Annotated in this window: 25 protein-coding genes; 17 read left to right on the top strand and 8 right to left on the bottom strand. The window is 65.5% G+C overall.

Annotated features, from left to right (window positions below; all coding sequences use genetic code 11):
- Positions 1-12: 12 nt before the first annotated feature.
- Both IVA88_RS16945 and IVA88_RS16940 read right to left on the bottom strand, forming a co-directional pair.
- A complete protein-coding gene (locus IVA88_RS16945; RefSeq protein ID WP_247498361.1) occupies positions 13-1206 on the bottom strand; it encodes an alpha-D-ribose 1-methylphosphonate 5-triphosphate diphosphatase in 1194 nt (397 codons plus the stop codon).
- Complete coding sequence (locus IVA88_RS16940; RefSeq protein WP_247498360.1) at positions 1203-1874, bottom strand: chloramphenicol acetyltransferase; 672 nt, start codon at positions 1872-1874, stop codon at positions 1203-1205. Before IVA88_RS16940 ends, IVA88_RS16945 begins: the two co-directional genes overlap by 4 nt.
- A gap of 171 nt (positions 1875-2045) precedes the next feature.
- Here IVA88_RS16940 and phnC point away from each other — a divergent pair, with 171 nt between their 5' ends.
- The 4 genes from phnC (at position 2046) to phnE (IVA88_RS16920) (ending at position 5660) form a co-directional block, all read left to right on the top strand.
- Complete coding sequence (phnC, locus tag IVA88_RS16935; protein WP_247498359.1) at positions 2046-2855, top strand: phosphonate ABC transporter ATP-binding protein; 810 nt, start codon at positions 2046-2048, stop codon at positions 2853-2855.
- A gap of 63 nt (positions 2856-2918) precedes the next feature.
- Positions 2919-3854 (top strand): phosphonate ABC transporter substrate-binding protein, encoded by a 936-nt coding sequence (gene phnD / locus IVA88_RS16930; RefSeq protein WP_247498358.1) that lies wholly within the window; start codon positions 2919-2921, stop codon positions 3852-3854.
- A 76-nt stretch (positions 3855-3930) separates the two neighbouring features.
- The gene (phnE, locus tag IVA88_RS16925) at positions 3931-4815 is read left to right on the top strand and encodes a phosphonate ABC transporter, permease protein PhnE (RefSeq protein ID WP_247498357.1); all 885 of its coding nucleotides are present in this window, start codon (positions 3931-3933) and stop codon (positions 4813-4815) included.
- Complete coding sequence (gene phnE, locus IVA88_RS16920; RefSeq protein ID WP_247498356.1) at positions 4812-5660, top strand: phosphonate ABC transporter, permease protein PhnE; 849 nt, start codon at positions 4812-4814, stop codon at positions 5658-5660. The genes phnE (IVA88_RS16925) and phnE (IVA88_RS16920) overlap by 4 nt, the downstream gene beginning before the upstream one ends.
- Positions 5661-5673: 13 nt before the next feature.
- Here phnE (IVA88_RS16920) and phnF read toward each other — a convergent pair whose 3' ends face one another.
- Entirely contained in the window at positions 5674-6402 is a 729-nt protein-coding gene (gene phnF / locus IVA88_RS16915) for a phosphonate metabolism transcriptional regulator PhnF (protein ID WP_247498355.1), read from the bottom strand.
- Positions 6403-6520: 118 nt separating this feature from the next.
- Here phnF and phnG point away from each other — a divergent pair, with 118 nt between their 5' ends.
- From phnG to IVA88_RS16870, 9 genes are read left to right on the top strand one after another with little or no spacing between them, the layout of a single operon-like run.
- Positions 6521-6985, top strand: coding sequence for a phosphonate C-P lyase system protein PhnG (gene phnG / locus IVA88_RS16910; protein ID WP_247498435.1), 465 nt, complete (start codon positions 6521-6523; stop codon positions 6983-6985).
- A gap of 4 nt (positions 6986-6989) precedes the next feature.
- Complete coding sequence (gene phnH / locus IVA88_RS16905) at positions 6990-7598, top strand: phosphonate C-P lyase system protein PhnH (RefSeq protein WP_247498354.1); 609 nt, start codon at positions 6990-6992, stop codon at positions 7596-7598.
- Between the two features lie 4 nt (positions 7599-7602).
- Complete coding sequence (locus IVA88_RS16900; protein WP_247498353.1) at positions 7603-8718, top strand: carbon-phosphorus lyase complex subunit PhnI; 1116 nt, start codon at positions 7603-7605, stop codon at positions 8716-8718.
- Positions 8715-9605 (top strand): alpha-D-ribose 1-methylphosphonate 5-phosphate C-P-lyase PhnJ, encoded by an 891-nt coding sequence (locus IVA88_RS16895; RefSeq protein WP_247498352.1) that lies wholly within the window; start codon positions 8715-8717, stop codon positions 9603-9605. Before IVA88_RS16900 ends, IVA88_RS16895 begins: the two co-directional genes overlap by 4 nt.
- Positions 9598-10395 carry a phosphonate C-P lyase system protein PhnK gene (phnK, locus tag IVA88_RS16890; protein WP_247498351.1) on the top strand — a complete coding sequence of 266 codons (798 nt, stop codon included), beginning with the start codon at positions 9598-9600 and terminating at the stop codon, positions 10393-10395. The genes IVA88_RS16895 and phnK overlap by 8 nt, the downstream gene beginning before the upstream one ends.
- A gap of 8 nt (positions 10396-10403) precedes the next feature.
- Entirely contained in the window at positions 10404-11102 is a 699-nt protein-coding gene (gene phnL, locus IVA88_RS16885; protein ID WP_247498350.1) for a phosphonate C-P lyase system protein PhnL, read from the top strand.
- Between the two features lie 11 nt (positions 11103-11113).
- The gene (locus IVA88_RS16880) at positions 11114-12271 is read left to right on the top strand and encodes an alpha-D-ribose 1-methylphosphonate 5-triphosphate diphosphatase (protein ID WP_247498349.1); all 1158 of its coding nucleotides are present in this window, start codon (positions 11114-11116) and stop codon (positions 12269-12271) included.
- Positions 12268-12864, top strand: coding sequence for a phosphonate metabolism protein/1,5-bisphosphokinase (PRPP-forming) PhnN (gene phnN, locus IVA88_RS16875; protein ID WP_247498348.1), 597 nt, complete (start codon positions 12268-12270; stop codon positions 12862-12864). Before IVA88_RS16880 ends, phnN begins: the two co-directional genes overlap by 4 nt.
- Before the next feature lie 22 nt (positions 12865-12886).
- On the top strand, positions 12887-13498 hold the full coding sequence (locus IVA88_RS16870; RefSeq protein ID WP_247498347.1) for a pyridoxamine 5'-phosphate oxidase family protein: 612 nt from the start codon (positions 12887-12889) through the stop codon (positions 13496-13498).
- Between the two features lie 181 nt (positions 13499-13679).
- Here the strand turns inward: IVA88_RS16870 and IVA88_RS16865 are convergent, their stop codons facing one another.
- A complete protein-coding gene (locus IVA88_RS16865) occupies positions 13680-14411 on the bottom strand; it encodes an SDR family NAD(P)-dependent oxidoreductase (RefSeq protein ID WP_247498346.1) in 732 nt (243 codons plus the stop codon).
- A 389-nt stretch (positions 14412-14800) separates the two neighbouring features.
- Here IVA88_RS16865 and IVA88_RS16860 point away from each other — a divergent pair, with 389 nt between their 5' ends.
- Positions 14801-15004, top strand: coding sequence for a hypothetical protein (locus IVA88_RS16860; RefSeq protein ID WP_247498345.1), 204 nt, complete (start codon positions 14801-14803; stop codon positions 15002-15004).
- On the opposite strand, the gene IVA88_RS16855 is transcribed toward IVA88_RS16860, so the two are convergent.
- From IVA88_RS16855 to IVA88_RS16840, 4 genes are all read right to left on the bottom strand, one after another.
- Positions 15005-15508, bottom strand: coding sequence for a DUF6496 domain-containing protein (locus tag IVA88_RS16855; RefSeq protein WP_247498344.1), 504 nt, complete (start codon positions 15506-15508; stop codon positions 15005-15007).
- A gap of 68 nt (positions 15509-15576) precedes the next feature.
- Complete coding sequence (locus IVA88_RS16850) at positions 15577-16359, bottom strand: alpha/beta hydrolase (protein ID WP_247498343.1); 783 nt, start codon at positions 16357-16359, stop codon at positions 15577-15579.
- Between the two features lie 4 nt (positions 16360-16363).
- Positions 16364-17659 (bottom strand): O-acetylhomoserine aminocarboxypropyltransferase, encoded by a 1296-nt coding sequence (locus IVA88_RS16845; RefSeq protein ID WP_247498342.1) that lies wholly within the window; start codon positions 17657-17659, stop codon positions 16364-16366.
- A 79-nt stretch (positions 17660-17738) separates the two neighbouring features.
- On the bottom strand, positions 17739-18539 hold the full coding sequence (locus IVA88_RS16840) for an IclR family transcriptional regulator (RefSeq protein WP_247498341.1): 801 nt from the start codon (positions 18537-18539) through the stop codon (positions 17739-17741).
- 140 nt (positions 18540-18679) lie between these two features.
- Here IVA88_RS16840 and IVA88_RS16835 point away from each other — a divergent pair, with 140 nt between their 5' ends.
- Genes IVA88_RS16835 through IVA88_RS16825 form a run of 3 tightly spaced genes read left to right on the top strand, consistent with a single transcriptional unit; the run spans position 18680 to position 21170 of the window.
- Positions 18680-19645 (top strand): tripartite tricarboxylate transporter substrate binding protein, encoded by a 966-nt coding sequence (locus IVA88_RS16835; RefSeq protein ID WP_247498340.1) that lies wholly within the window; start codon positions 18680-18682, stop codon positions 19643-19645.
- A 3-nt stretch (positions 19646-19648) separates the two neighbouring features.
- Complete coding sequence (locus tag IVA88_RS16830; RefSeq protein ID WP_247498339.1) at positions 19649-20266, top strand: flavin reductase family protein; 618 nt, start codon at positions 19649-19651, stop codon at positions 20264-20266.
- A gap of 43 nt (positions 20267-20309) precedes the next feature.
- The gene (locus tag IVA88_RS16825; RefSeq protein WP_247498338.1) at positions 20310-21170 is read left to right on the top strand and encodes a fumarylacetoacetate hydrolase family protein; all 861 of its coding nucleotides are present in this window, start codon (positions 20310-20312) and stop codon (positions 21168-21170) included.
- The last annotated feature ends 1 nt before the right edge of the window (position 21171 follow it).

Below are 21171 nucleotides of genomic sequence, written 5' to 3'. Positions count from 1 at the left end.
AGCATAGCGGGTTTATGCCGCGACGACAGCTTCGCGCGGGGTAGCTGCCATTCCAAGCAACCGTGTCGCGTCGGTGAGATGCACGAGCTTGCCGCCTGATATCACGGCGATCAACCGCGGCCGCAGCGGCACGCTGTCGTCGACCAGCAGAATGTCCGCGCGCCGTCCTTCCGCGAGCACGCCGCGATCGGCAAGGCCGGTCGCGCGGGCGGGCGCGGCGGAGACCAGGTTCCAGGCTTCGGTCAGCGGCAGCACGCCATCGGCGGCGAGGCGGAACGCGGCGAGCAGCTGCGCGGGATAGTAATAGTCCGATGCCAGCACGGAGCAGAGCCCCTTGGCGATCATGTCGGATGCTTTGGTCCAGCCGGTGTGGCTGCCGCCGCGCACGACGTTCGGCGCGCCGTAGACGATGGCGTCACCGTGGCTTGCCGCCTCCCGCGCCGTCTCCTCGTTGACCGGAAACTCCGCGATCGCCACGCCCATGGCGCGAAAGCCCTGGCGCATCGCCGGCGTCGCATCGTCATGCGAGAGCATCCGCACCTCGGCGGCGCGGGCAGTCGCGGCCAGCCGCGACACGGAAGCTGGCACATCCGCAGCGCGGGACATGATATGTCCGACCAGCCCGTCGAACGCCTCGCTCGACAGGCCGGTGCGCTCCACCATGCGGTTGCGCTTGCGGGGCTTGGCCATGTCCCCAACCGTGCCGTCCATGTGGTCGTTGAAGGCGAACAGGTCGACGCGGCCCTCGCTGAGCCACCGGGTAATCTCGGCTTCGGCGTCGAGATTGTAGGTCTCGTGGCGCAGGTGAAAGCGGGTATCGGCCGCGAATTGCGGGCGCTGCCGTTCGATCGCCTCCATCAGGCCGCGGGCATTGTCGGCATTGCGCAAGCCCGGCTCCCACGAACAGGTCGTGGCGTGAAAGACCGTGGTGATGCCGTTGCTGATGGCCTGGCGATCGCTGTCGGCGAGCGCGACGTCGATCGGAAAGTCGACCCCGGCGCGCGGCATCATCTGCCGCTCGAAGGCATCGCCGTGCAGGTCGACGATGCCAGGCAGCACCAGCAGGTCGCGCGCGTCGAGCGCAAGCCGCGCCCGGCCACGAGACGCATCGACCTCGACGATGTCCTGTCCGGACAGGGCGAGCGAAGTCTCGACCAGATCGGAGCCGATCAGGGTCCGGCCGCCCTCAAGGAAAATGTCTGTCACGCGACCGCGCTTCGTTTGCTGCCAAGAGGACTGTTGAGAGAACTTGCCCGTGCTTCGTATGTCGAGAGAAAATCTTCAATCCCGAGCTTGCGGAAATCGGGCAATGCTGCTCGCAATTTGTCGTGATCCCAATCCCACCAGGCGAGGCTGGCGAGCCGTCCGGCGATTTCTTCCGAAAAGCGGCGGCGCACGATGCGCGCCGGATTGCCGGCGACGATGGTGTAGGCCGGCACGTCCTTGGTGACGATGGCGCCGGCGGCGATCACCGCGCCGGTGCCGATGTTGCGGCCCGGCAGCACGACCGCGCCATGGCCGATCCAGACGTCATGGCCGATCTGGACGTGATGCTGGCGCCGCCAGTCGAAGAATTCCGTGTCGTCGCCTTCGCCTTCGAAGTAGGCGCTCGAACGATAGGTGAAGTGCGCCTGCGTGGCGCGGTGCATCGGGTGATTGCCCGGGTTGATCCGCGTCATCGCCGCGATCGAGCAGAATTTTCCGATGGTGGTGTAGGTGATCTGGGCGTCGTTCACGACATAGGAGTAATCGCCCATCGTCACGTCGTGCAGGATCGTGCGTGCGCCGACCTCGGTGTAGGCGCCGAGTTTGGTCTCGTGCAGCTTGGCCGAGGGATCGACGGTCGGCTGGACCGAAAGAGCTTTGGCGGCCATGTTGCATCCGAACGGGGGGCGGGCGTTTCTCTTCGAGCGGCTTGATGACACTGTCATGACGACGCGATGACAGGGGATGAAGTTTGTAGGATCGCCGCACCGCAACGCGCATGTCACACAAGTGTCAAGCGCCGGCGTTAGCGGTGGGTCCCAGCTACTCTGGAGCCCTGCATGCTGGTGGTTGAAGGTCTGACGTGTCGCTTCGGCGTGAAAGCCGCGGTGGACGACGCTTCGTTTCAAGTTTCTCCCGGCGGCTTCGCCGGTGTGATTGGACGGTCCGGCGCCGGCAAGTCGACCCTGCTGCGGACCATCAACCGCCTCGCGACCCCTTCGCAGGGCCGCATTCTGTTCGACGGCGTCGACGTCACGGCGCTGCGCGGCAAGGAGCTGCGGCAGTGGCGGGCGCGCTCCGCGATGATCTTCCAGCAATTCAACCTGGTCGGCAGGCTCGACGTGCTCACCAATGTGCTGATGGGACGGCTCGCCACGATGCCGACCTGGCGCTCGCTGTCGCAGACCTGGCCCGAGCAGGACAAGGCGCTGGCGATGTCCGCGCTCGAGCAGTTCGACATCGCTTCGCTCGCGGCCCAGCGTGCCGATCAGCTCTCCGGCGGCCAGCAGCAGCGCGTGGCGATCGCCCGCGCGCTGGTGCAGCAGCCCGACATCATCCTCGCCGACGAGCCGATCGCCTCGCTCGATCCTCGCAACACCAAGATCGTGATGGATGCGCTACTGCGCATCAACAAGCATTTCGGCATCACCGTGCTCTGCAATCTGCATTCGCTCGACCTGGCGCGCAGTTATTGCGACCGCCTGATCGGCATGGCGCAGGGTCGCGTGGTGTTCGACGGCGCGCCGGCTGAGTTGACCGACCACGTTGCGCGCGAGCTGTACGATCTCGAAGCCGCCGAAATCATGGGCGGCATGCCTGCACGCGTGCCAGCGGGCATTCCGGCACTTGGAACGGCGGCCGCCGCCTGAGCTGCGCCGTATCAATAGTCACCCGTTTTGCGTCAACCGACCTCAACCGATGAAGAGAGTATCATGATCACTCGTAGATTGATTCTTGCCGGCGCCGCCGCGCTCGCGTTCACGAATTCAGCCTCCGCCGAGGACTGGAAAGCCAAATATTCCGAGCTGACCTTCGCGGTCATTCCGGCGGAAAACGCCTCGGGCGTTACCGAGCGCTGGGCGCCGTTCATGAGCTACCTCTCCAAGGAATTGGGCGTGAAGGTCACGCTGCGCATCGCCAACGACTACGCGGCTGTGATCGAAGGCCAGCGTGCCGGCAACATTCATATCGCGAGCTATGGCTCGGCGTCGTTCGCCCGCGCCCGCCTGACCGGCGTCAAGACCGACGCCTTCGCCAACGACATCAACGCGGACGGCTCGACCGGCTACTACTCGGTGTTCTTCGTCAAGGCGAACAGCCCGTACAAGAGCGTCGATCAGCTCAAGGGCAAGAACCTCGGCCTGGTCGACCCGAACTCGACCTCCGGCAACAACGTGCCGCGCTTCGAGCTCGACAAGATGGGCATCACGGACGCCGACACCTATTTCAGCAAGGTCGTCTTCACCGGCAGCCATGAGAACGCGATCCTGGCGCTGGCGCAGGGCACGGTCGACGTCGCCGCCAACCAGTGGACCAGCGACGACGATTCGACGCTGGCGCAGATGCTCACAAAGGGCATGCTGAAGAATGCGGACGGCTCGGCGATGAAGAAGGACGATTTCCGCATCATCCACAAGTCGGCGCCGATTATCAACGGCCCCTATGCCTACAATTCTGATCTGCCGGAAGAGGCCAAGACCGCGATCGCGAAGGCGTTCTTCGACGCGCCGGCCAAGGACAAGGCGGCTTTCGATCGTCTCCAGGACGGCCAGAAGAAGGGTTTTCATCCCGCGACCACCAAGGATTGGGATGGCACGATCGAGCTGATCAAGTTCGTCGATGCACTGCGTAAGAAGAAGGCGTCCTGAATTTTGGGACGATGCACTGGAGCCGGGTCGATGGACCCGGCTCTTTCTCTTTTGAGCGAACATTCGCCCTGATCAGATGACCATCGCGGTTTCGATCCTCCCCGAGCAGCAGCTCGCCGTGCTCAACGCCGCCTATCGCCAGGCGGTCGCGCGCAGGCGATTGCGGCTCCTGTTCGGATTCGTGGTCTTCGCCGCTGCACTGCTTCTCGCCGCGGTTGGCGCGGAAGTGAATTTGCCGACGCTGTTCGCCCATTTCGGCAACTTCGTGAGCTATTTCGACCGCATCCTCACACTCGACGACGGCCAGCGGGTCTGGACCGATGTCGGCGAGTGGCTGTGGGGCTGGCACAAATGGCTGAGGATGCTGGGCGAGACCGTGCTGATCTCCTATGTCGGCACGCTGATCGGGGCGACTTTTGCGTTTGGCCTCAACTTCTTCGCGGCTGAAAACACCTCGCCTGCGCCCTGGCTGCGCTTCCTGGTCCGGCGCCTGCTCGAATTCGCCCGCACCGTGCCCGGCATCGTGTTTGCGCTGATCTTCGTGATCGCCTTCGGGCTCGGACCGATGGCGGGCGTGCTGGCGATTGCGATTCACTCCACCGGCGCGCTCGGAAAGCTGTTCTCGGAGATCGTCGAAAACGCCGACATGAAGCCGGTCGAAGGCGTCCGCTCGACCGGCGCGAGCTGGCTCTCCTGCATGCGCTTCGCCATCCTGCCGCAGGTCACGGCGGGCTACGCCAGCTATGCGCTGCTGCGTTTCGAGATCAACGTCCGCGAGGCCTCCGTGATGGGCTTTGTCGGTGCCGGCGGCATCGGCCAGGAGCTCGTCGTCGCCATCCGCAAATTCTATTATTCGGACGTCAGCGCGATCCTGCTCACCATCATCGTCACGGTCTTCATCATCGACATCAGCACCGGCTGGCTGCGCGGCCGGCTGTTCGGCAGGGAGGCGCGGACGTGACGAGGCCGCAGGAGATCGACACCGCAGCGCTTCGCGCGCGCTATCCCGGCGTGTTCGACCGGCCGGCCTCGGCGCGGCTTGCGATGCCGGCGATGATCGTCGCCGCCTTCGCGATCGTGGTCTACGGCCTCGTCGATCTCGATTTCTCGCCGGCGCGGCTGTTCGCCGGCCTCAGCCAGCTCGGCTGGATCAGCCTGATGATGATCCCGCCGGATCCCGGCTCGTCGCTGCCGATCTATCTGAAGGCTCTGGGAGAGACCCTGTCGATCGCGGTGCTCGGCACGACGCTGGCCGCGGTGTTCGCGCTGCCGGTCAGTCTTCTTGCCGCGCGTAACGTCGTGCCGTCAAAGCTCCTGCGCTTTCCGGTGCGACGCTTGCTGGATTCGATCCGCGGCGTCGACACGCTGATCTGGGCGCTGGTGTGGATCAACGTGGTCGGGCTCGGCCCGTTCGCCGGCGTGCTCGCCATTGCGGTGTCAGATTTCGGCGCCTTCGGAAAGCTGTTCTCGGAGGCGATCGAGGGCGCCGACCAGAAGCAGGTCGAGGGCATCCGCGCCTCCGGCGGCAGTGCGCTGCACGAGATCCGCTTCGGCCTGCTGCCGCAGGTCCTGCCCGTGATCGCCGGTCAGGTGCTCTATTTCATCGAGTCGAACACGCGCTCGGCGACCATCATCGGCATCGTCGGTGCGGGCGGCATCGGCCTCCAGCTCGCCGAGCAGATTCGCGTGCTGGAATGGCAGAAGGTGTCGTTCCTGATCCTGATGATCCTGGTCGCGGTCGCCGCGATCGATTTCGTCTCGGGAAAACTCCGCTTCGCCATCATCGGCCGGAGGCCAGTGGCGTAGCTCTTCTTCCCTTCTACGACTCCACCAGAAACTCCACCCGCTCCGCCGCAAATCGCGAATGCTTGGTGACCAGCGGCTTGCCGTCGAGGCCGTGGTCGGTCGCGTCGACCACAAGAATTGGCCGTCCCAGCGCCAGATCGAGCCGTGCGGCGTCGCTCGCGTCGACGATGCCGGCGGTGATCCGGGTGGCGCCGCGGCGATAGTCGCGGACGCCGTAATGCTCGAGCAGTTTCGTCATGGAGCGCGTCGCCGCGAATACAGCACCCGCGCCGGGAAATGATTCCGCTGACAGCCAGGTAGTGGAGACGCAGATCGGCGTGCGGTCGGCGAGCCGCATCGCCTCGATCCGTATCAGCGGTGCACCGGTCTTGAGACCGAGTTCCCGCGCCAGTTCGCGGGTCGCGACATCATCGGATGCTTCGATCAAACGGCCATGCGGCTCTCGGCCGTCCGCGCCGACGATCTCGGAGAACCGGGTCCGCGAGCGCAGCGGATAGGCGAGCTTTTGCGCCTCGACATAGGTTCCGCTGCCGCGTTCGGCCCGCACGATGCCGCGCTCCGCAAGCGCGGCCAGCGCGCGCCGCACGGTGTGGCGGTTCACGCGATAGGTTTCGGCGATCTCCATCTCGCCCGGCAGCTTGTCGCCCGCCGCAAAGCGGCCGTCGGCGATGCCGCGCTCGATGCCGTCGGCAACGAGGCGCCACAACGCGACGCCGGAGGAGGCTGTGTCCTGCATGCTCATGTGGCCGGGAAGCTACTCCGGAAATCACGCCTTTGTCACGAAACAGTCATGGCGCTCCCGTATCAAGTTGTCTAGTATCATAGACAACTTGGATTCGGCAAGTTCTGTGGAAAGTTCGGTGGATTTGGTGAAACAGCACAACAATCAGCAAGCCCAGCGCAAGGCCGCAATGGCCGTGCTGGCGCACGCGGAGGCGGGCGAGATCGCCGCTCGCCTCCGCGCTCTCGCCCTGCCGCCGCATCAGGATCTGCGCGCGCCGGAAAACGGCCTCGTCATGCTGCGCGGCCGGGTCGGCGGCGACGGTGCGCCGTTCAACCTCGGCGAAGCCACGGTGTCGCGCGCCGCGGTCAGGCTTGCGAGCGGCGAGGTCGGTTTCGGTTACACGCTCGGTCGCGACGGCGAGAAGGCGCGGCTGATCGCGCTGTGCGACGCGCTGGTGCAGTCCAGCGATTTCGGCGGCGCGGTGGAGCGGGAAATTATCGCGCCGTTGCGTGAGCAGCTTATGGTCAGGCGCAAGCAGGCGGCGGCCGAGACCGCCGCGACGAAGGTTGATTTCTACACCATGGTGCGCGGTGAGGGGTGAGATCATGACCACGATTGCGGAACTGCCGCCGGGGTTCGCCGACAAGATGCTGTCGGCGCAATCGACCTTTCGTTCGGTCATGGACGCGATGGCGCGGCCGGGGTCGGTCCAGCGCATCGTGCCGACATCAGGAGCGCCTCATACGATGGTGCGCGGCACGGCCGCGATCGCGCTGACGCTGTTCGATCACGACACGCCGCTCTGGCTCGATGCGCGCATGTCTGAAAGTTCCGACGTCGTGAAATGGCTGAAATCCCACACCGGCGCGCCGGTGGTGCAGGATTCCTCGATCGCAAGCTTCGCGCTGATCGGCGACGGCGGGGCGCTGCCTTCGCTCGAGCGCTTCGCGCTCGGCACCAGCGAATATCCGGATCGGTCGACCACGTTGATCCTTCAGGTCGACAGCCTGGACGCAGGCCGCGGCTTCGAGCTGCGCGGCCCCGGCATCGACGGTGTCGCAACGCTGCAGGCGTCGATCAAGCCGTTCGACCTGTTCGATCGCCTGCGCGTCAATGAAACGCTGTTTCCGCGCGGCATCGATGTGGTGCTGGTCGCCGATGATGCCGTGGCTGCGATCCCGCGCACCACGCGCGTCGTGAACAAGGGAAGCTAGCCGCATGTATGTCGCAGTCAAAGGCGGTGAACGCGCCATCGAGAACGCCCATCGCCTGCTCGCACATGCGCGGCGCGGCGACCAAAGCGTTCCGGAAATTTCCCTCGACCAGATCTCGGAGCAGCTTGGCCTCGCCGTGGACCGCGTCATGAGCGAAGGCTCGCTCTATGACCGCGAGCTCGCGGCGCTCGCAATCAAGCAGGCGCGCGGCGATTTGATCGAGGCGATCTTCCTGGTCCGCGCCTTCCGCGCTACGCTGCCGCGCTTCGGCGCGAGCGAGCCGGTCGAGACCGGTGCGATGCGGGTGCAGCGGCGGGTGTCCTCGACATTCAAGGACATTCCCGGCGGCCAGATCCTCGGCCCGACTTTCGACTATACCCACCGCCTGCTCGATCCCTCGCTCGCCGTAGGCCTTGTGCCCGAAGCGCCGGCGACGGCCGAAGCATCGACGGCGCCCACGCCGCGCGTGACGGATATTCTCGGCCGCGACGGCCTGATCGAATCCTCGCCGCAGGCCGAAGAGGGCGCCAGCGTCGGCGATCTCACCCGCGAGCCGCTGAACTTTCCTGCGGACCGCGACCTGCGCTTGCAGAATCTCGCGCGCGGCGACGAAGGTTTTCTGCTGGCGATGGGCTATTCCACCCAGCGCGGCTATGGCCGCAACCATCCCTTCGCCGGGGAGATTCGCTTCGGCGAGGTCGAGGTCGAATTTTTGGCGGAAGACGCCGGCTTCGCCGTTCCGCTCGGCTCGATCGAGCTCACCGAATGTCAGATGGTCAATCAGTTCAAGGGCTCCGCGACGGAAGCGCCATGCTTCACCCGCGGCTATGGCCTCGCCTTCGGCCAGAGCGAACGCAAGACCATGTCGATGGCGCTGGTCGACCGTGCGTTGCGCGCGCGCGAGCTCGGCGAAGAGGCACTCGCCCCGGCGCAAGATGAAGAATTCGTGATGTCGCATTCGGACAACGTCCAGGCGACCGGCTTCGTCGAGCATCTCAAGCTGCCCCATTATGTCGACTTCCAGTCCGAGCTCGGTCTGTTGCGCAAGCTGCGCCAGGAATTTTCTGAAGCATCTGCCGAGGCCAATGCGCCCGACGGCATGAAGGAGGCCGCGGAATGAACGCGCCCGCCTACAATTTCGCCTATCTCGACGAGCAGACCAAGCGGATGATCCGCCGCGCGATCCTCAAGGCGATCGCGATCCCCGGCTATCAGGTGCCGTTCGCCAGCCGCGAGATGCCGATGCCCTATGGCTGGGGCACCGGCGGCGTCCAGGTGACCGCCGCGATCCTCGGGCCCGAGGACGTGCTGAAAGTGATCGACCAGGGCTCCGACGACACCACCAATGCGATCTCGATCCGGAAGTTCTTTGCCAAGACCGCGGGCGTCGCCACGACGACGGCGACGGAAGATGCAACGGTGGTCCAGACCCGTCACCGCATTCCGGAGACGGAGCTGCACGAGAACCAGGTGCTGGTCTATCAGGTGCCGATCCCGGAGCCTTTACGTTTCCTCGAGCCGCGCGAGACCGAGACGCGGCGCATGCATGCGCTCGCCGAATACGGCCTGATGCATGTCAAGCTCTACGAGGACATTGCCCGCTTCGGCCACATCGCGACCGCCTACGCCTATCCGGTGAAGGTGAACGCGCGCTACGTGATGGACCCATCGCCGACGCCGAAATTCGACAACCCCAAGATGGACAATTGCCCAGCGTTGCAACTGTTCGGCGCCGGCCGCGAGAAGCGCATCTATGCGATCCCGCCCTATACGCAAGTTGTGTCGCTCGACTTCGAGGACCACCCGTTCGAGCCCTATCGCTTCGACGCGCCTTGCGCGCTGTGCGCTGCGGAAAATTCCTATCTCGACGAGATCGTGACCGACGACAAGGGCGGGCGCATGTTCGTCTGCTCCGACACCGATTATTGCGAGGGCCGCCAAGCCGCCGGCCATCACGGCAGCCTCAGCGCCGCGCCGTACAAGGAGAAGGCGGGCTCACATGGTTGATCAAGACTTGATCGAGAACGACGAGCCGCTGCTGGTCGCAAAATCTCTCAGCAAGTCCTATGGCCGTATCGCCGCGTGCCGCGACGTGTCCTTTGCGCTCTATCCCGGCGAGGTGCTGGCGATCGTCGGCGAATCCGGCTCGGGCAAGTCGACGCTGCTCCAGCTGCTGTCGGGTCAGCTCGCGGCCAGCGGCGGGCAAGTGTCTTACCGGATGCGCGACGGCGTCACCCGCGACTTTGCTACGCTGGGCGAAGCCGAGCGGCGCTTCCTGTTCCGGACCGATTGGGGTTTTGTCCATCAGGATCCCGCGCAGGGCCTGCGCATGGCGGTCTCGGCCGGCGCCAATGTCGGTGAACGGCTGATGGCGGTGGGGTGGAATCATTACGGCCGTATCCGCGATACCGCGTCGGACTGGCTGACCCGCGTCGAGATCGACATCGCCCGCATCGACGACGCGCCGCGCACCTATTCCGGCGGCATGCGCCAGCGGCTCCAGATCGCCCGCAACCTCGTCACCGAGCCGCGGCTGGTGTTCATGGACGAGCCGACCGGCGGCCTCGACGTCTCCGTGCAGGCCCGTCTGCTTGACCTCGTGCGCAGCCTCGTTGCCGAGCTGCACCTGGCCGTCATCATTGTCACCCATGACCTGGCAGTGGCGCGCCTGCTGTCGCACCGCGTCATGGTGATGAAGGGCGGCCGCGTCATCGAGACCGGCCTCACCGACCAGGTGCTCGACGACCCCCGCGAGCCCTACACCCAGCTCCTCGTCTCCTCGATTCTGCCGCCATGAGTGATCCAATGACCGCCATGATCGACGTCACCGATGCCAGCAAGACCTTCACGATGCACCTGCAGGGCGGCATCGAGTTGCCTGTCGTCAGCGGCGTGACGTTCCAGGTCGATCCCGGCGAATGCGTCGTGCTGTCCGGCCCATCGGGCGCCGGCAAATCCTCGATCCTGAAGATGATTTTCGGCAATTATCGCTGCGACTCCGGACGCATCGGCATCCGTCATTGCGGTGCATCGGTCGATCTTGCCATCGCCGAGCCGCGCCAGGTCCTCAACATCCGCCGCGCAACCATCGGCTATGTCAGCCAGTTCCTGCGCGCGGTGCCGCGCGTCGCGACCGTGGACGTGGTCGCCGAGCCGCTGATCGTCAACGGCCTCGCGCGCGCGGAGGCGCAAGCCCGTGCGGGCGAATTGCTGCATCGGCTCAATATCCCCGAGCGGCTCTGGCGGCTTCCGCCCGCGACCTTCTCCGGCGGCGAGCAGCAGCGCGTCAACATCGCGCGCGGCTTCATCTCGGACCTGCCTATCCTGCTGCTCGACGAGCCCACCGCCTCGCTCGACGCCACCAACCGCGCCGTCGTGGTCGAGCTGGTCGCCGAAAAGAAGCGCCAGGGCGTCGCCATGGTCGCCATTGTCCATGACGACGAAATCCGTCATCTGATTGCCGACCGCGTCGTCGACGTCACCAGCTTCGCTGCCGCGGCCTGAAGGAAATGGACATGAACGCCAAGTCGAAGGTAACCGTGATCGCCAACGCCAGGATCGTGCTGGCGGACCGGGTGATCGAGCAGGGCTGGCTCGCTCTCGCGGATGGACGTATTGTCGAGATCGGTGAGGGCAGGGCGCCCGCGGGGGCAGAGGATGCCGGCGGCGATCTGGTCATGCCCGGCCTGATCGAGCTCCACACCGACCACCTCGAGGCGCATTACGTGCCGCGGCCAAAAGTGTTCTGGAATCCGGTCGCTGCCGTCGTCTCCTATGACGGTCAGCTCGCGACATCGGGCATCACCACGGTGTTCGACTCGCTCCGGGTCTGGCGCGAGGACGGCGCCGAGGAAGTCGACGGACGCGCCGGCACGCTCGCCGCCGCGATCACGACCGCGCGCGAGGCCAAATTGCTGCGTGCCGATCACTTCCTGCATCTGCGCTGCGAAATCCCGATGCCGAGCGTGGTCGAGGAGGCCAGGGAGCTGATCGATCGTCCCGACGTGCGGCTGATGTCGCTGATGGACCACACCCCCGGCCAGCGCCAGTTCCGCGACGAAGTCAAGCTGCGTGACTATTATCGCGGCAAGGGTGGCGGCAAGACCGATGCCGAGCTCGACGAGCTGTTCGCGAAGCGCTTCGAATATCAGAAGCTTTATGCCGCGACCAACATGCGTGAGATCGTGGCGCTGGCGCATGAGTACAAGATTCCCCTCGCGAGCCACGATGACACCACGGATGAAAACGTCGTTGACGCCGTCCGCGATGGCGTTTCGGTGGCGGAGTTCCCGACCACGCTGGAGGCCGCGCGCGGCCTGCACGAGGCCGGCATCGACATCCTGATGGGCGCTCCGAACGTCGTGCGCGGCGGCTCGCATTCCGGCAACATCGCCGCGGTCGATCTCGCCCGCGAGGGCCTGCTCGACATCCTGTCGTCGGACTACATTCCCTCAAGCCTTCTGATGGCGGCATTGCATTTGCCGGAGCATGTGCCCGCCATCAGTCTTGCGGCGGCGATCCGCACGGTGACGAAGGCGCCCGCCGAGGCGGTCGGCCTGTCCGACCGGGGTGAGATTGCCGTCGGCAAGCGCGCCGATCTGATCCGCGTGCATCTTGCGGGCAGCGTTCCCGCGGTCCGCAGCGTCTGGCGCGAAGGAAATCGTGTCGCATGAGCGAAACCGTCACAGTGGCGGAAGATAAGACGGGTGCGATCGGGCCCGGACGGCTGGTGCTCGTGGTCGGCCCCAGCGGCGCCGGCAAGGACACGCTGCTGCGGCTGGCGCGGGCCGCGTGCATCGAGGATCACGACATCGTCTTCCCGCGCCGTGTCGTGACGCGCGAATCCTCCGCCGACGAAGACAATATTGCGGTGAGCTCTGACGAATTCCGGCGCGCGCGCGATCACGGGGATTTCGCCGTGCAATGGGAAGCGCATGGGCATTCCTACGCACTGCCGCTCGGCCTCAATGACGATATTCGTGCCGGGCGCACCGTCGTGGCCAATGTGTCGCGCACGGTGATCGGCGCGCTACGCCAGACCTATGCAAATGTCGTGGTGGTCGCGATCACTGCGCCGCCGGATGTGCTGGCGCAGCGGCTTGCCGCTCGCGCCCGGCACAGTGACGGCAATCTCGCGGAACGGCTGACGCGCAGCGTCGACGACGTATCGGCGCAGGCCGATGTCACCATTCTCAACGCCGGCAGCGCGGAATATCACGGCCGCCAGCTTCTGCGCGTCATCAGGAATCAAGGCTGGCACGAATAGCCCGCACAACAAGGAGAGTGGAATGTCGGTGATCGAAACGGTCGAGCAGCTGGAGGCCATCTACGGCGTCACCAACGACGCCTCGACCGTGAAAGTCGCCGACAATGTTACCCCGCTCTATCGCGTCTTCATCGAGAAGGCCCCGTTCGCCGCGCTCGCGACCATCGGACCCGAGGGCATCGACTGCTCGCCGCGCGGCGATCTCCCGGGCTTCGTCCGCATTCATGACCCGAAGACGCTGATGCTGCCGGATCGCCGCGGCAACAACCGGGTCGATTCCTTGCGCAACATCGTGCGCGATCCCCGCGTCGCGCTGATGTTCCTGATTCCCGGCTCCGGCACCGCGATCCGGGTCAATGGTCGCGCGCATCTCTCGGTCGATCCGGAGTTGCTCGCTTCCTTCAAGGTCGACGGCAAGGCGCCGCGCAGCGTCATGGTGATGAATGTCGACGAAATCTACTTCCAGTGCGCCCGCGCGATCGTGCGCTCCGATCTCTGGAATCCCGACAAGCGCATCGACCCCAAGACGTTGCCGACGCCCGGCCAGATCCTCGCCGAGATGAGCGAGAACAAGGTCGGCGGCGCAGAGTACGATCGCGCCTGGCCCGAGCGGGCTGCTGCGACGATGTGGTGAGTTCGTTCTTCCTCTCTCCCCTTGTGGGAGAGGGTGGCTCGCCGCAAAGCGGCGCGACGGGTGAGGGGTCTCTATCCGAGCACACATCGCGGAGTCGGTATGGGCAGATAGAGGCCCCTCATCCGGCGCTTCGCGCCACCTTCTCCCACAAGGGGAGAAGGGAAGACGCAATCCTCTCTTCTCAATTAAACGCCATCCCGCCGCTGAGCGCGATCGTCTGTCCAGTCATGTAGGCGTTGTCGACCAAAAGCATCACCGCCTTCGCCACTTCTTCCGCCGTGCCGAAGCGGCCAAGCGGGATGCGGCTGACGAGCTGCGGCTGGCCGCTCATCATGTCGGTCTCGATCAGCGACGGCGCCACCGCGTTGACGGTGATGCCTTCCTTCACAAGGCGCGCCGCATAGCCGCGCGTCAGGCCCTCCAGGCCGGCCTTGGACGCGTTGTAGTGCGGTCCGATCGAGCCGGCGCCGCGCGCCGCACCGGAGGAGATATTGACGATGCGACCCCACTTCTTCGCGCGCATCGTCGGAAGAACGGCCTGGGTGCACAGGAAGACGGATTTCAGGTTGACCAGGATGGTGCGGTCGAAATCGTCTTCGGTCAGATCGTCGATGCCACGAGTGATGGCGATGCCGGCATTGTTGACGAGGATGTCAATGGGGCCGAGCTCGTTCGTGACTCGTTCAATCATGCCGGCCACGGCTTCGCGACGCGACACGTCGGCAGCGATGGCGATGGCGCGGCCGCCGCGCTTGCCGATCTCATCCGCCAGTTGCTCGGCCTGCCCGACCCGCTCACGGCAGTTGATCGCCACGGCCGCGCCGGCTGCGGCCAGCGCGCGGCAGACTGCAGCGCCGATTCCGCGCGAGCCGCCGGTGACGAGTGCCGTGCGTCCCTTCAGACCATCCGTCATGACTGGATCTCCCTGTCATTTGTTGACTACGGAGCGGACAGTACCACGGCCGGACGGGCACCGGCGTTGAACTCATCGCGAGATGAATTCGTTTGCCTGCGCTCGCGCCCGGAGAAGTGCCGATGCGCGCTAATGGCAAATATGGATAACCATTTCATTGACCAATCGCGTCAATCGCTCGATATTTGCTGCATCGAAACTGCTCGTCGAGCCGAAGCCGCGATATGAGAGCCGATCACCAGCGCAATAACGACGACATGCATGCGTGCATGACGCGGCGCTGCTTCTTAGCGGCCACCGGCGCCTGTTGTTGCTGCTGACCGCCGCCTCACAGCACCTCACAGCAAATCCCAAGACAGGAACGCCGAGATCCCGGCGAACGAGCAGTCATGTCCCAACCCCAGTCGAACGCCTACATCATCGAGATCCACGACCGCGCCGCCGGCATCGTCACGAGGGATCAGCGCGGCTTCCGTTTCTTCTCCTCCGAGCGCCTGTTCGACAGTCTCGAAGGTCGCCAATTCCGCTCGGCGCGCGAGGCCGAGCGCGCTGCCCGTGCCGTGTTCTCCGAACGGAGCCGGCGCGCGAACTGATCAACTCCGCCGGCGTGCCCTGGTGCGTGCCGCCTTCTTCGCGGCGACGGAGCGGGCCTTGGCGCCCTTGGTGCGGCTCGCCTTGCGCGCGGCGGCGGAACGCGACGCTGCGGTTCGCCGGCTCGCGGCACGCTTGCCCTGCTTCGATAGTGCGCTGCGCGACGCGGTCGAGCGCGGCTCCTTCTTCAAAACCTCCTCGACGGCCCGCGACACGCGCGGCCGGCGCTTCGGGGTGCGCTTGCCCTGACCGACCTCATAGGCATATTTGGCGCTGCGTTGCGTCGCCTTCTTGGCGCGTCCTTTTCGCGGCGGCGGGAGATCGACGCCCGCGCGGCGTGCCTCGGACAGACCGATGGCGATGGCCTGCTTCGTCGAGCGCGCGCCATGCTTGCCTTTGCGGATCTTGTCGATCTCGTCCTTGACGAATTCGCCGGCCTGCGTGCTTGCCGATTTACCGGCACGCTTGTCTTGTCTGGCTTTGCGAATGACTTCCTGTCTTGGCATAGGTCGAGTTCCCTCTGGAATTCACAGGGACGTCTGACCGCAACGCGCAAGCTGGACGATTGATCCGATCAGTTCCTTAGCGCCGCGAGCAGCTCATCGGGGCGCTCGGCCATGATCATGTGGCCGGCGCCCGGCACCACGACGGTCTTCGCATGCGTGATGGCCGCCGCGAGCGCCTTGCCCGCCTTCACCGGAGTCATCATGTCTCGTTCGCCGAGGATGAGAGTCGTGGGAACCGTCACGCTCGCGGCCGCTTGAAGTGCATTCGCGTAGGCATTGCAGGCCGACAGATCCTGGAACAGCACGCCCGGCTCGCAAGACTTCAGCACCGCCTGTGCGCCGCCGTGCATCCACAGGCCCGGTGCGAGGCTGCCACCGAGCTCGGCGTTGAAGCCGAGGCCCCAGATCGAGACCATGTCGAGGGCGTCCTGGCCGTTGGACTCGGCCGCCTTCAGCAGATCCGGGCCGACGGTCATGGTCGCGGCCGTCCCGATCAGGCTCAGTGCGGAGACTTTCTCGGGATGCCGTGCCGCCGTCTCGAGCGAGATCAGCGATCCCATGGAATGGCCGATCAGATGCGCTTTCGGTGTTCCGGCCGCGTCGAGCAGGGCCGCCGTCCAGTCGGCCATCTCGGCGATGCTGCCAAGCGAAGGTCCGGCCGAGCGGCCGTGACCGGGCATATCCGGCGCGAGCACGGCAAAGCCGTGATGGGCGAACCAGCGCGTGTGCAGCGCCCAGGTCGAATGGTCGAAGCCGGCGCCATGGAGGAAGACGACCGCAGGCAGGGATCTGTCGAAGTCGCGGCCGCCGGTTGCGACAAACACATCAGTGCCGTTGACGGAGAGCTTCATGGTGTCAGACCTTTTGCGAGACGCGCAGCGCTTGAGTGAGGTCGTCGATGATGTCGCTTGCGGCCTCGATGCCGACCGACAGCCGCACCAGCTCTTCGCCGATGCCGGAGGCCTTGAGCTGCTCGGCGTCCATCTGCTGGTGCGTGGTCGAAGCGGGGTGGATCACCAGCGTCTTGGCGTCGCCGACATTGGCAAGATGGCTGATCATGCGCAGCGATTCGATGAACTTGCGGCCCGCGGGCCGGCCGCCCTTGATGCCGAAGGAGACGATCGAGCCGGCGCCGCGCGGCAGCAATTGCTTTGCGAGCTGGTAGTCCGTGTGGTCCTCGAGCGAGGGATGCAGCACCCAATCCACGGCCTTGTTGGCCTTCAGAGCTTCCAGCACGAGATGGGTGTTCTGGATGTGGCGGTCCATGCGCACGCCGAGCGTCTCGACGCCCTGCAGGAGCTGGAACGCGTTGGTCGGCGACAGGCAGGCGCCGAAATCGCGCAGGCCTTCGGTGCGCGCGCGCATGATGAAGGCCGCAGTGCCGAACTGCTCGTCGAAGACGATGCCGTGATAGCCGCCATAGGGCTCGGTCAGCACGCCGAACTTTCCGGATGAACGCCAATCAAAACGGCCGCCGTCGACGATGGCGCCGCCGATCGCGATACCGTGGCCGCCGATCCATTTGGTCGCCGAATGCATGACGATGTCGGCCCCGAACTCGATCGGACGGCTGAGATAGGGCGTGGCAAAGGTGTTGTCGATCAGCAGCGGAATCTTCGCACCATGCGCAATGGCAGCGACCTTCGGAATGTCCAGCACCTCGAGCCCGGGATTGCCGATGGTCTCGCCGATCACCAGTTTCGTGTTCGGCTTGATCGCTGACCGGAACGCGTCGAGATCCCTAGGCTTGACGAAGCTGGTGGTGATGCCGAAGCGCGGCAGCGTGTGCGCCAGCAGGTTGATGGTGCCGCCATAGAGCGAGCTCGATGCCACGATATGGTCGCCGGCGTTGAGCAGCGTGGCGATGGCCAGATGCAGCGCGGCCATGCCGCTCGCGGTGCAGATCGCGCCGACGCCGCCCTCCAGCGCCGCAAGCCGCTCCTCCAGCACGCCGGTGGTCGGATTGGAGATGCGCGTATAGATGTGGCCGGCGCGCTCCAGATTGAACAGCGCGGCGGCGTGATCGGAATCCTGGAACACGTAGGACGTGGTCTGGTAGATCGGCACCGCGCGGGCGCCGGTCGCGGGATCCGGACGCTGGCCCGCATGCAGGCTCAGGGTTTCGAAGGCAGGCGGTTTTGGCGCGGGCATGCGTGGCCTCGTTGGTCGGTCGGCGGAGGCGCTCTTGTGCCACAAATGGCGGGGAACGTCAGCCCATTGACGGGCCGGCCTAGCCCCGGATCGCCTGCTCGATCGCGCGCGCCTCCCGCAGCAAGATCTCCGCCACCTCCTGTTCGCGCCGCGGGCCGAGCCTCGTGCGAACGGCGGAGACGGTGATCGCAGCGGCAGGGCGGCCGTCCGGCGTCTTGATCCAGGTCGAGATCGATTTCGTGCCCTGCACCAGGCCGATCTCCCGCATGTTGTATCCCCGCCGTCTCGCGGCGGTGACCTGGCCCAGCACCGTCGCAGCGTCGGTCCGGTAGGCCTCCAGTCTCTTCTCGTTGGCGGCGACGATTTTTCGCGCGTCCTGCGCCGGCATCGCGGCGAGGATGGCGACGCCTGCGCTGGAGACGCCGAGCGGCCGGCGCGCGCCGACCTCGATCGACAGGACCTGGATCGGATAGATTCCGATCCTGCGATCGACGCACAGTGTGTCGTTGCCGGTCCGCACCGTCAGGAACAGCGTGTCGCCGATCTCGGTCGAGGCGCGTTGCAGCGACGGATTGGCGGCGATCAGCAGCCGCGACGGCCGGGCCCGTGCGAGCGCGAGCTCGGGCACCTGATTGCCGATCGCGTAGCGGCCGGTTCGGTCGTGCCGTTCGACGATGCCTTCCTCGATCAGCACGTGGACGATGCGATGCACGGTCGGACGGGTGAGGCCGGTCGCCCGCACCACTTCGGCCAGCGGCACGCCGTCTTCGCGGCCTGCGGCGAGAATGCGCAGCACGGCGAGCGCACGCCGGATTGCCTGCGCGCCTTGTCGCGGTTCGGGCATGCGGCGGGCGGATTTCGCGAGATTCGTCTTGTCCATACTATGGACAAGAACGCCACAATTCACTCGACAGGTAAAGCGCGCATCTGGAGATTGCGCTCCGATCGAGATGCCGTAAGCAGTGTCTGTGGCGCCCGACCTCGAATTCGAAGACTTGGAAGCGCCGCCGGGAGGTTAACATGAGATTAATCTGGATTGCCATAGCTGCCGCAGCGGCGATGTTGACGGGACCGGCGTCGGGCCAGCAATGGCCGTCGCGCAACGTCAAGCTGATCGTGCCCTATCCGGCCGGCGGCAATGTCGACAGCGCCGCGCGCATCATCGCCGACAAGCTCCAGGAAAAGCTCGGGCAGCCCTTCATCATCGAGAACAAGGCGGGTGCCGGCGGCATGATCGCGGGCGAGGCCTTCGCGAAATCCGCGCCCGACGGCTACACGCTGTTCGTTGGCGCCAACGGGCCGGTGCTGTTCGCGACCGAGATCAACAAGCGCGACGCCTACAGCTGGAAGAAGGACTTCCTGCCGATCACGACGATCTCGATGACGCCGTTGGTGCTCGAGGTGCATCCGTCGGTGCAGGCGACGAATTTCAAGGAATTCATCGACCTTGCCAAGCGCGAGCCGGGCAAGCTGACGATGGCATCCCCGGGTCCCGGCACGACCAACCATCTGCTCAGCGAGCTGATGCAGTCCAGCCTCGACTTGCAATGGGTCACGGCGCACTATCGGGGCAATGCGCCTGCGGTCAACGATCTGCTCGGCGGGCAGGTGCAGTTCGCGTTCGACCAGCTCACGGTCAGCCTGCAGCACATCAAGGCCGGCCTGTTTCGGGCGCTGGCCGTCACCAGCCCGCACCGGCTGAAGTCGCTGCCCGACGTGCCGACCTTCACTGAGCTCGGCTACAAGGACTTTGACGGCCAGACCTTCACCGGCCTGTTCGCACCGGCAGGCACGCCGGCGCCTGTGATCGACAAGCTGCACGAAGCGCTGACCGCGATCCTGAAGGACCCTGTCGTGGTCGACAAGTTCGAGAAGCTCGGCGGCGAAGCCGTCGCGATGACGCCGGACGAATTCAAGGCCTATCTCGAGCGCGAGGACGCCAAATGGATTCCGATCGTGCGCAAGGCCAACATCAAGGCGGATTGATCGATGCGGATCGACCCCACCGAGCTCGGCGCCGAGCGCATCTACCGGCTGATGACGGGCATCGTGGTGCCGCGTCCGATCGCCTGGGTGACGAGCCTGTCGCGCTCGGGCGTGCTCAACCTCGCACCGTTCAGCGCCTTCACCTTCGTCTCGCAGAAGCCGCCGATGCTGGCCATCAGCGTCGGCCGCAAGGGCGCAGACTACAAGGACACCGCGCACAACATCCTCGACACCGAGGAATACGTCATCCACATCGCCGATACCCCGCTGATGCAGGCCGTGCATGACAGCTCCGTCGAGCATCCTCCTGAAATCAGCGAGGTCGCGGAGCTTGGCCTGGAGACGCATCCGAGCGAGCGCATCAAGGTGCCCCGGCTTGGCGTTGCACCCGTCGCGATGGAATGCCGTTTCCGGCAGTGCCTCGAATTCGGCGACGCCCGCAGCCGGCTGATCGTCGGCGAGGTCGTGATGTTCCACATCCGCGACGGCCTCGTGAACGACGGCAAGGTCGAAACCGCGGCGCTCGATCCGATCGCGCGCATCGGCGGACCGCGTTACGCCCGGCTCGGCGAGATCGTGACGCTGCGCGGCGTGTTCCAGACTCCCAAATCGCCCGAGTGAGCGTGCCGCCCCGCGCGCACCTCAACACCATTGGAGAACGACAATGCGACTGGTGAGCTATCTCGTGGACGGAGAGCCGCACTACGGTGCCGCCATTGAAGGCGGTGTCGTCGATCTGACCAGGCGGATCGGCCGCGACTTCTCCGACGTGAGGGCGCTGATCGCGGCCAATGCGCTGGCCGACGCGCAGGAAGCCATCGCCGGACAAAAGCCGAACTATGCGCTCGACGATCTCGTGCTGCTGCCGCCGGTGCTGGCACCGGAAAAGCTCTGGTGCATCGGCGTCAACTACGCCGAGCGCAACGCGGAGTATAAAGACAGCTCCGACCTGCCCAAATATCCCAGCCTGTTCGTGCGCAGCATGTCCTCGATGACAGGCTCCGGTCAGCCGCTGGAGAAACCCAAGGTATCGGATCAGCTCGACTACGAGGGCGAGCTCGTCATCGTGATCGGCCAGGGCGGCCGCCACATTCCGCGCGAAAAGGCCTGGGAGCACATCTTCGGCATGACGCTCTGCAACGAGGGCACGATCCGCGACTGGCTGCGCCACGGCAAGTTCAACGTCACGCAAGGCAAGAATTTCGACCGCTCCGGCAGCATCGGCCCGTGGATCGTCACCGCGGACGAACTCGACCCGCGCGGGCCTCATGACATCATCACGCGCGTCAACGGCGAGGTGCGGCAGCAGGACACGACCGAGCGGCTGATGTTCCCGTTCGACTTCCTGATCTCCTACCTCTCCACCTTCGCGACCCTCAAGCCCGGCGACATGATCGTGACGGGCACGCCGACCGGAGCGGGCGCCCGCTTTGACCCGCCGCGCTGGCTGAAAGTCGGCGATGTCGTCGAGGTCGAATCCAGCCGCATCGGCGTGCTCCGCAACACCGTCGCGGCGGAGAGTTAAG

Origin of the sequence: Bradyrhizobium sp. 149 (assembly GCF_023073915.1) — a bacterium.
GTDB lineage: Bacteria > Pseudomonadota > Alphaproteobacteria > Rhizobiales > Xanthobacteraceae > Bradyrhizobium.
Note: the sequence above shows the minus strand (reverse complement) of the source record. Positions and strands in the feature narration are given on the sequence as shown.

Excerpts from the sequence above, each read along its gene's own strand:
- IVA88_RS16840 (WP_247498341.1), bottom strand. The coding sequence starts at position 18,539 with ATGGACAAGACGAATCTCGCGAAATCCGCCCGCCGCATGCCCGAACCG.
- phnN (WP_247498348.1), top strand. The coding sequence starts at position 12,268 with ATGAGCGAAACCGTCACAGTGGCGGAAGATAAGACGGGTGCGATCGGG.
- phnH (WP_247498354.1), top strand. The coding sequence starts at position 6,990 with ATGACCACGATTGCGGAACTGCCGCCGGGGTTCGCCGACAAGATGCTG.
- phnD (WP_247498358.1), top strand. The coding sequence starts at position 2,919 with ATGATCACTCGTAGATTGATTCTTGCCGGCGCCGCCGCGCTCGCGTTC.
- phnF (WP_247498355.1), bottom strand. The coding sequence starts at position 6,402 with ATGAGCATGCAGGACACAGCCTCCTCCGGCGTCGCGTTGTGGCGCCTC.
- IVA88_RS16900 (WP_247498353.1), top strand. The coding sequence starts at position 7,603 with ATGTATGTCGCAGTCAAAGGCGGTGAACGCGCCATCGAGAACGCCCAT.
- IVA88_RS16835 (WP_247498340.1), top strand. The coding sequence starts at position 18,680 with ATGAGATTAATCTGGATTGCCATAGCTGCCGCAGCGGCGATGTTGACG.
- IVA88_RS16860 (WP_247498345.1), top strand. The coding sequence starts at position 14,801 with ATGTCCCAACCCCAGTCGAACGCCTACATCATCGAGATCCACGACCGC.
- phnL (WP_247498350.1), top strand. The coding sequence starts at position 10,404 with ATGACCGCCATGATCGACGTCACCGATGCCAGCAAGACCTTCACGATG.
- IVA88_RS16845 (WP_247498342.1), bottom strand. The coding sequence starts at position 17,659 with ATGCCCGCGCCAAAACCGCCTGCCTTCGAAACCCTGAGCCTGCATGCG.
- phnE (WP_247498357.1), top strand. The coding sequence starts at position 3,931 with ATGACCATCGCGGTTTCGATCCTCCCCGAGCAGCAGCTCGCCGTGCTC.
- IVA88_RS16830 (WP_247498339.1), top strand. The coding sequence starts at position 19,649 with ATGCGGATCGACCCCACCGAGCTCGGCGCCGAGCGCATCTACCGGCTG.
- IVA88_RS16865 (WP_247498346.1), bottom strand. The coding sequence starts at position 14,411 with ATGACGGATGGTCTGAAGGGACGCACGGCACTCGTCACCGGCGGCTCG.
- IVA88_RS16850 (WP_247498343.1), bottom strand. The coding sequence starts at position 16,359 with ATGAAGCTCTCCGTCAACGGCACTGATGTGTTTGTCGCAACCGGCGGC.
- phnK (WP_247498351.1), top strand. The coding sequence starts at position 9,598 with ATGGTTGATCAAGACTTGATCGAGAACGACGAGCCGCTGCTGGTCGCA.
- IVA88_RS16940 (WP_247498360.1), bottom strand. The coding sequence starts at position 1,874 with ATGGCCGCCAAAGCTCTTTCGGTCCAGCCGACCGTCGATCCCTCGGCC.
- IVA88_RS16870 (WP_247498347.1), top strand. The coding sequence starts at position 12,887 with ATGTCGGTGATCGAAACGGTCGAGCAGCTGGAGGCCATCTACGGCGTC.
- IVA88_RS16855 (WP_247498344.1), bottom strand. The coding sequence starts at position 15,508 with ATGCCAAGACAGGAAGTCATTCGCAAAGCCAGACAAGACAAGCGTGCC.
- IVA88_RS16825 (WP_247498338.1), top strand. The coding sequence starts at position 20,310 with ATGCGACTGGTGAGCTATCTCGTGGACGGAGAGCCGCACTACGGTGCC.
- IVA88_RS16880 (WP_247498349.1), top strand. The coding sequence starts at position 11,114 with ATGAACGCCAAGTCGAAGGTAACCGTGATCGCCAACGCCAGGATCGTG.
- IVA88_RS16895 (WP_247498352.1), top strand. The coding sequence starts at position 8,715 with ATGAACGCGCCCGCCTACAATTTCGCCTATCTCGACGAGCAGACCAAG.
- phnC (WP_247498359.1), top strand. The coding sequence starts at position 2,046 with ATGCTGGTGGTTGAAGGTCTGACGTGTCGCTTCGGCGTGAAAGCCGCG.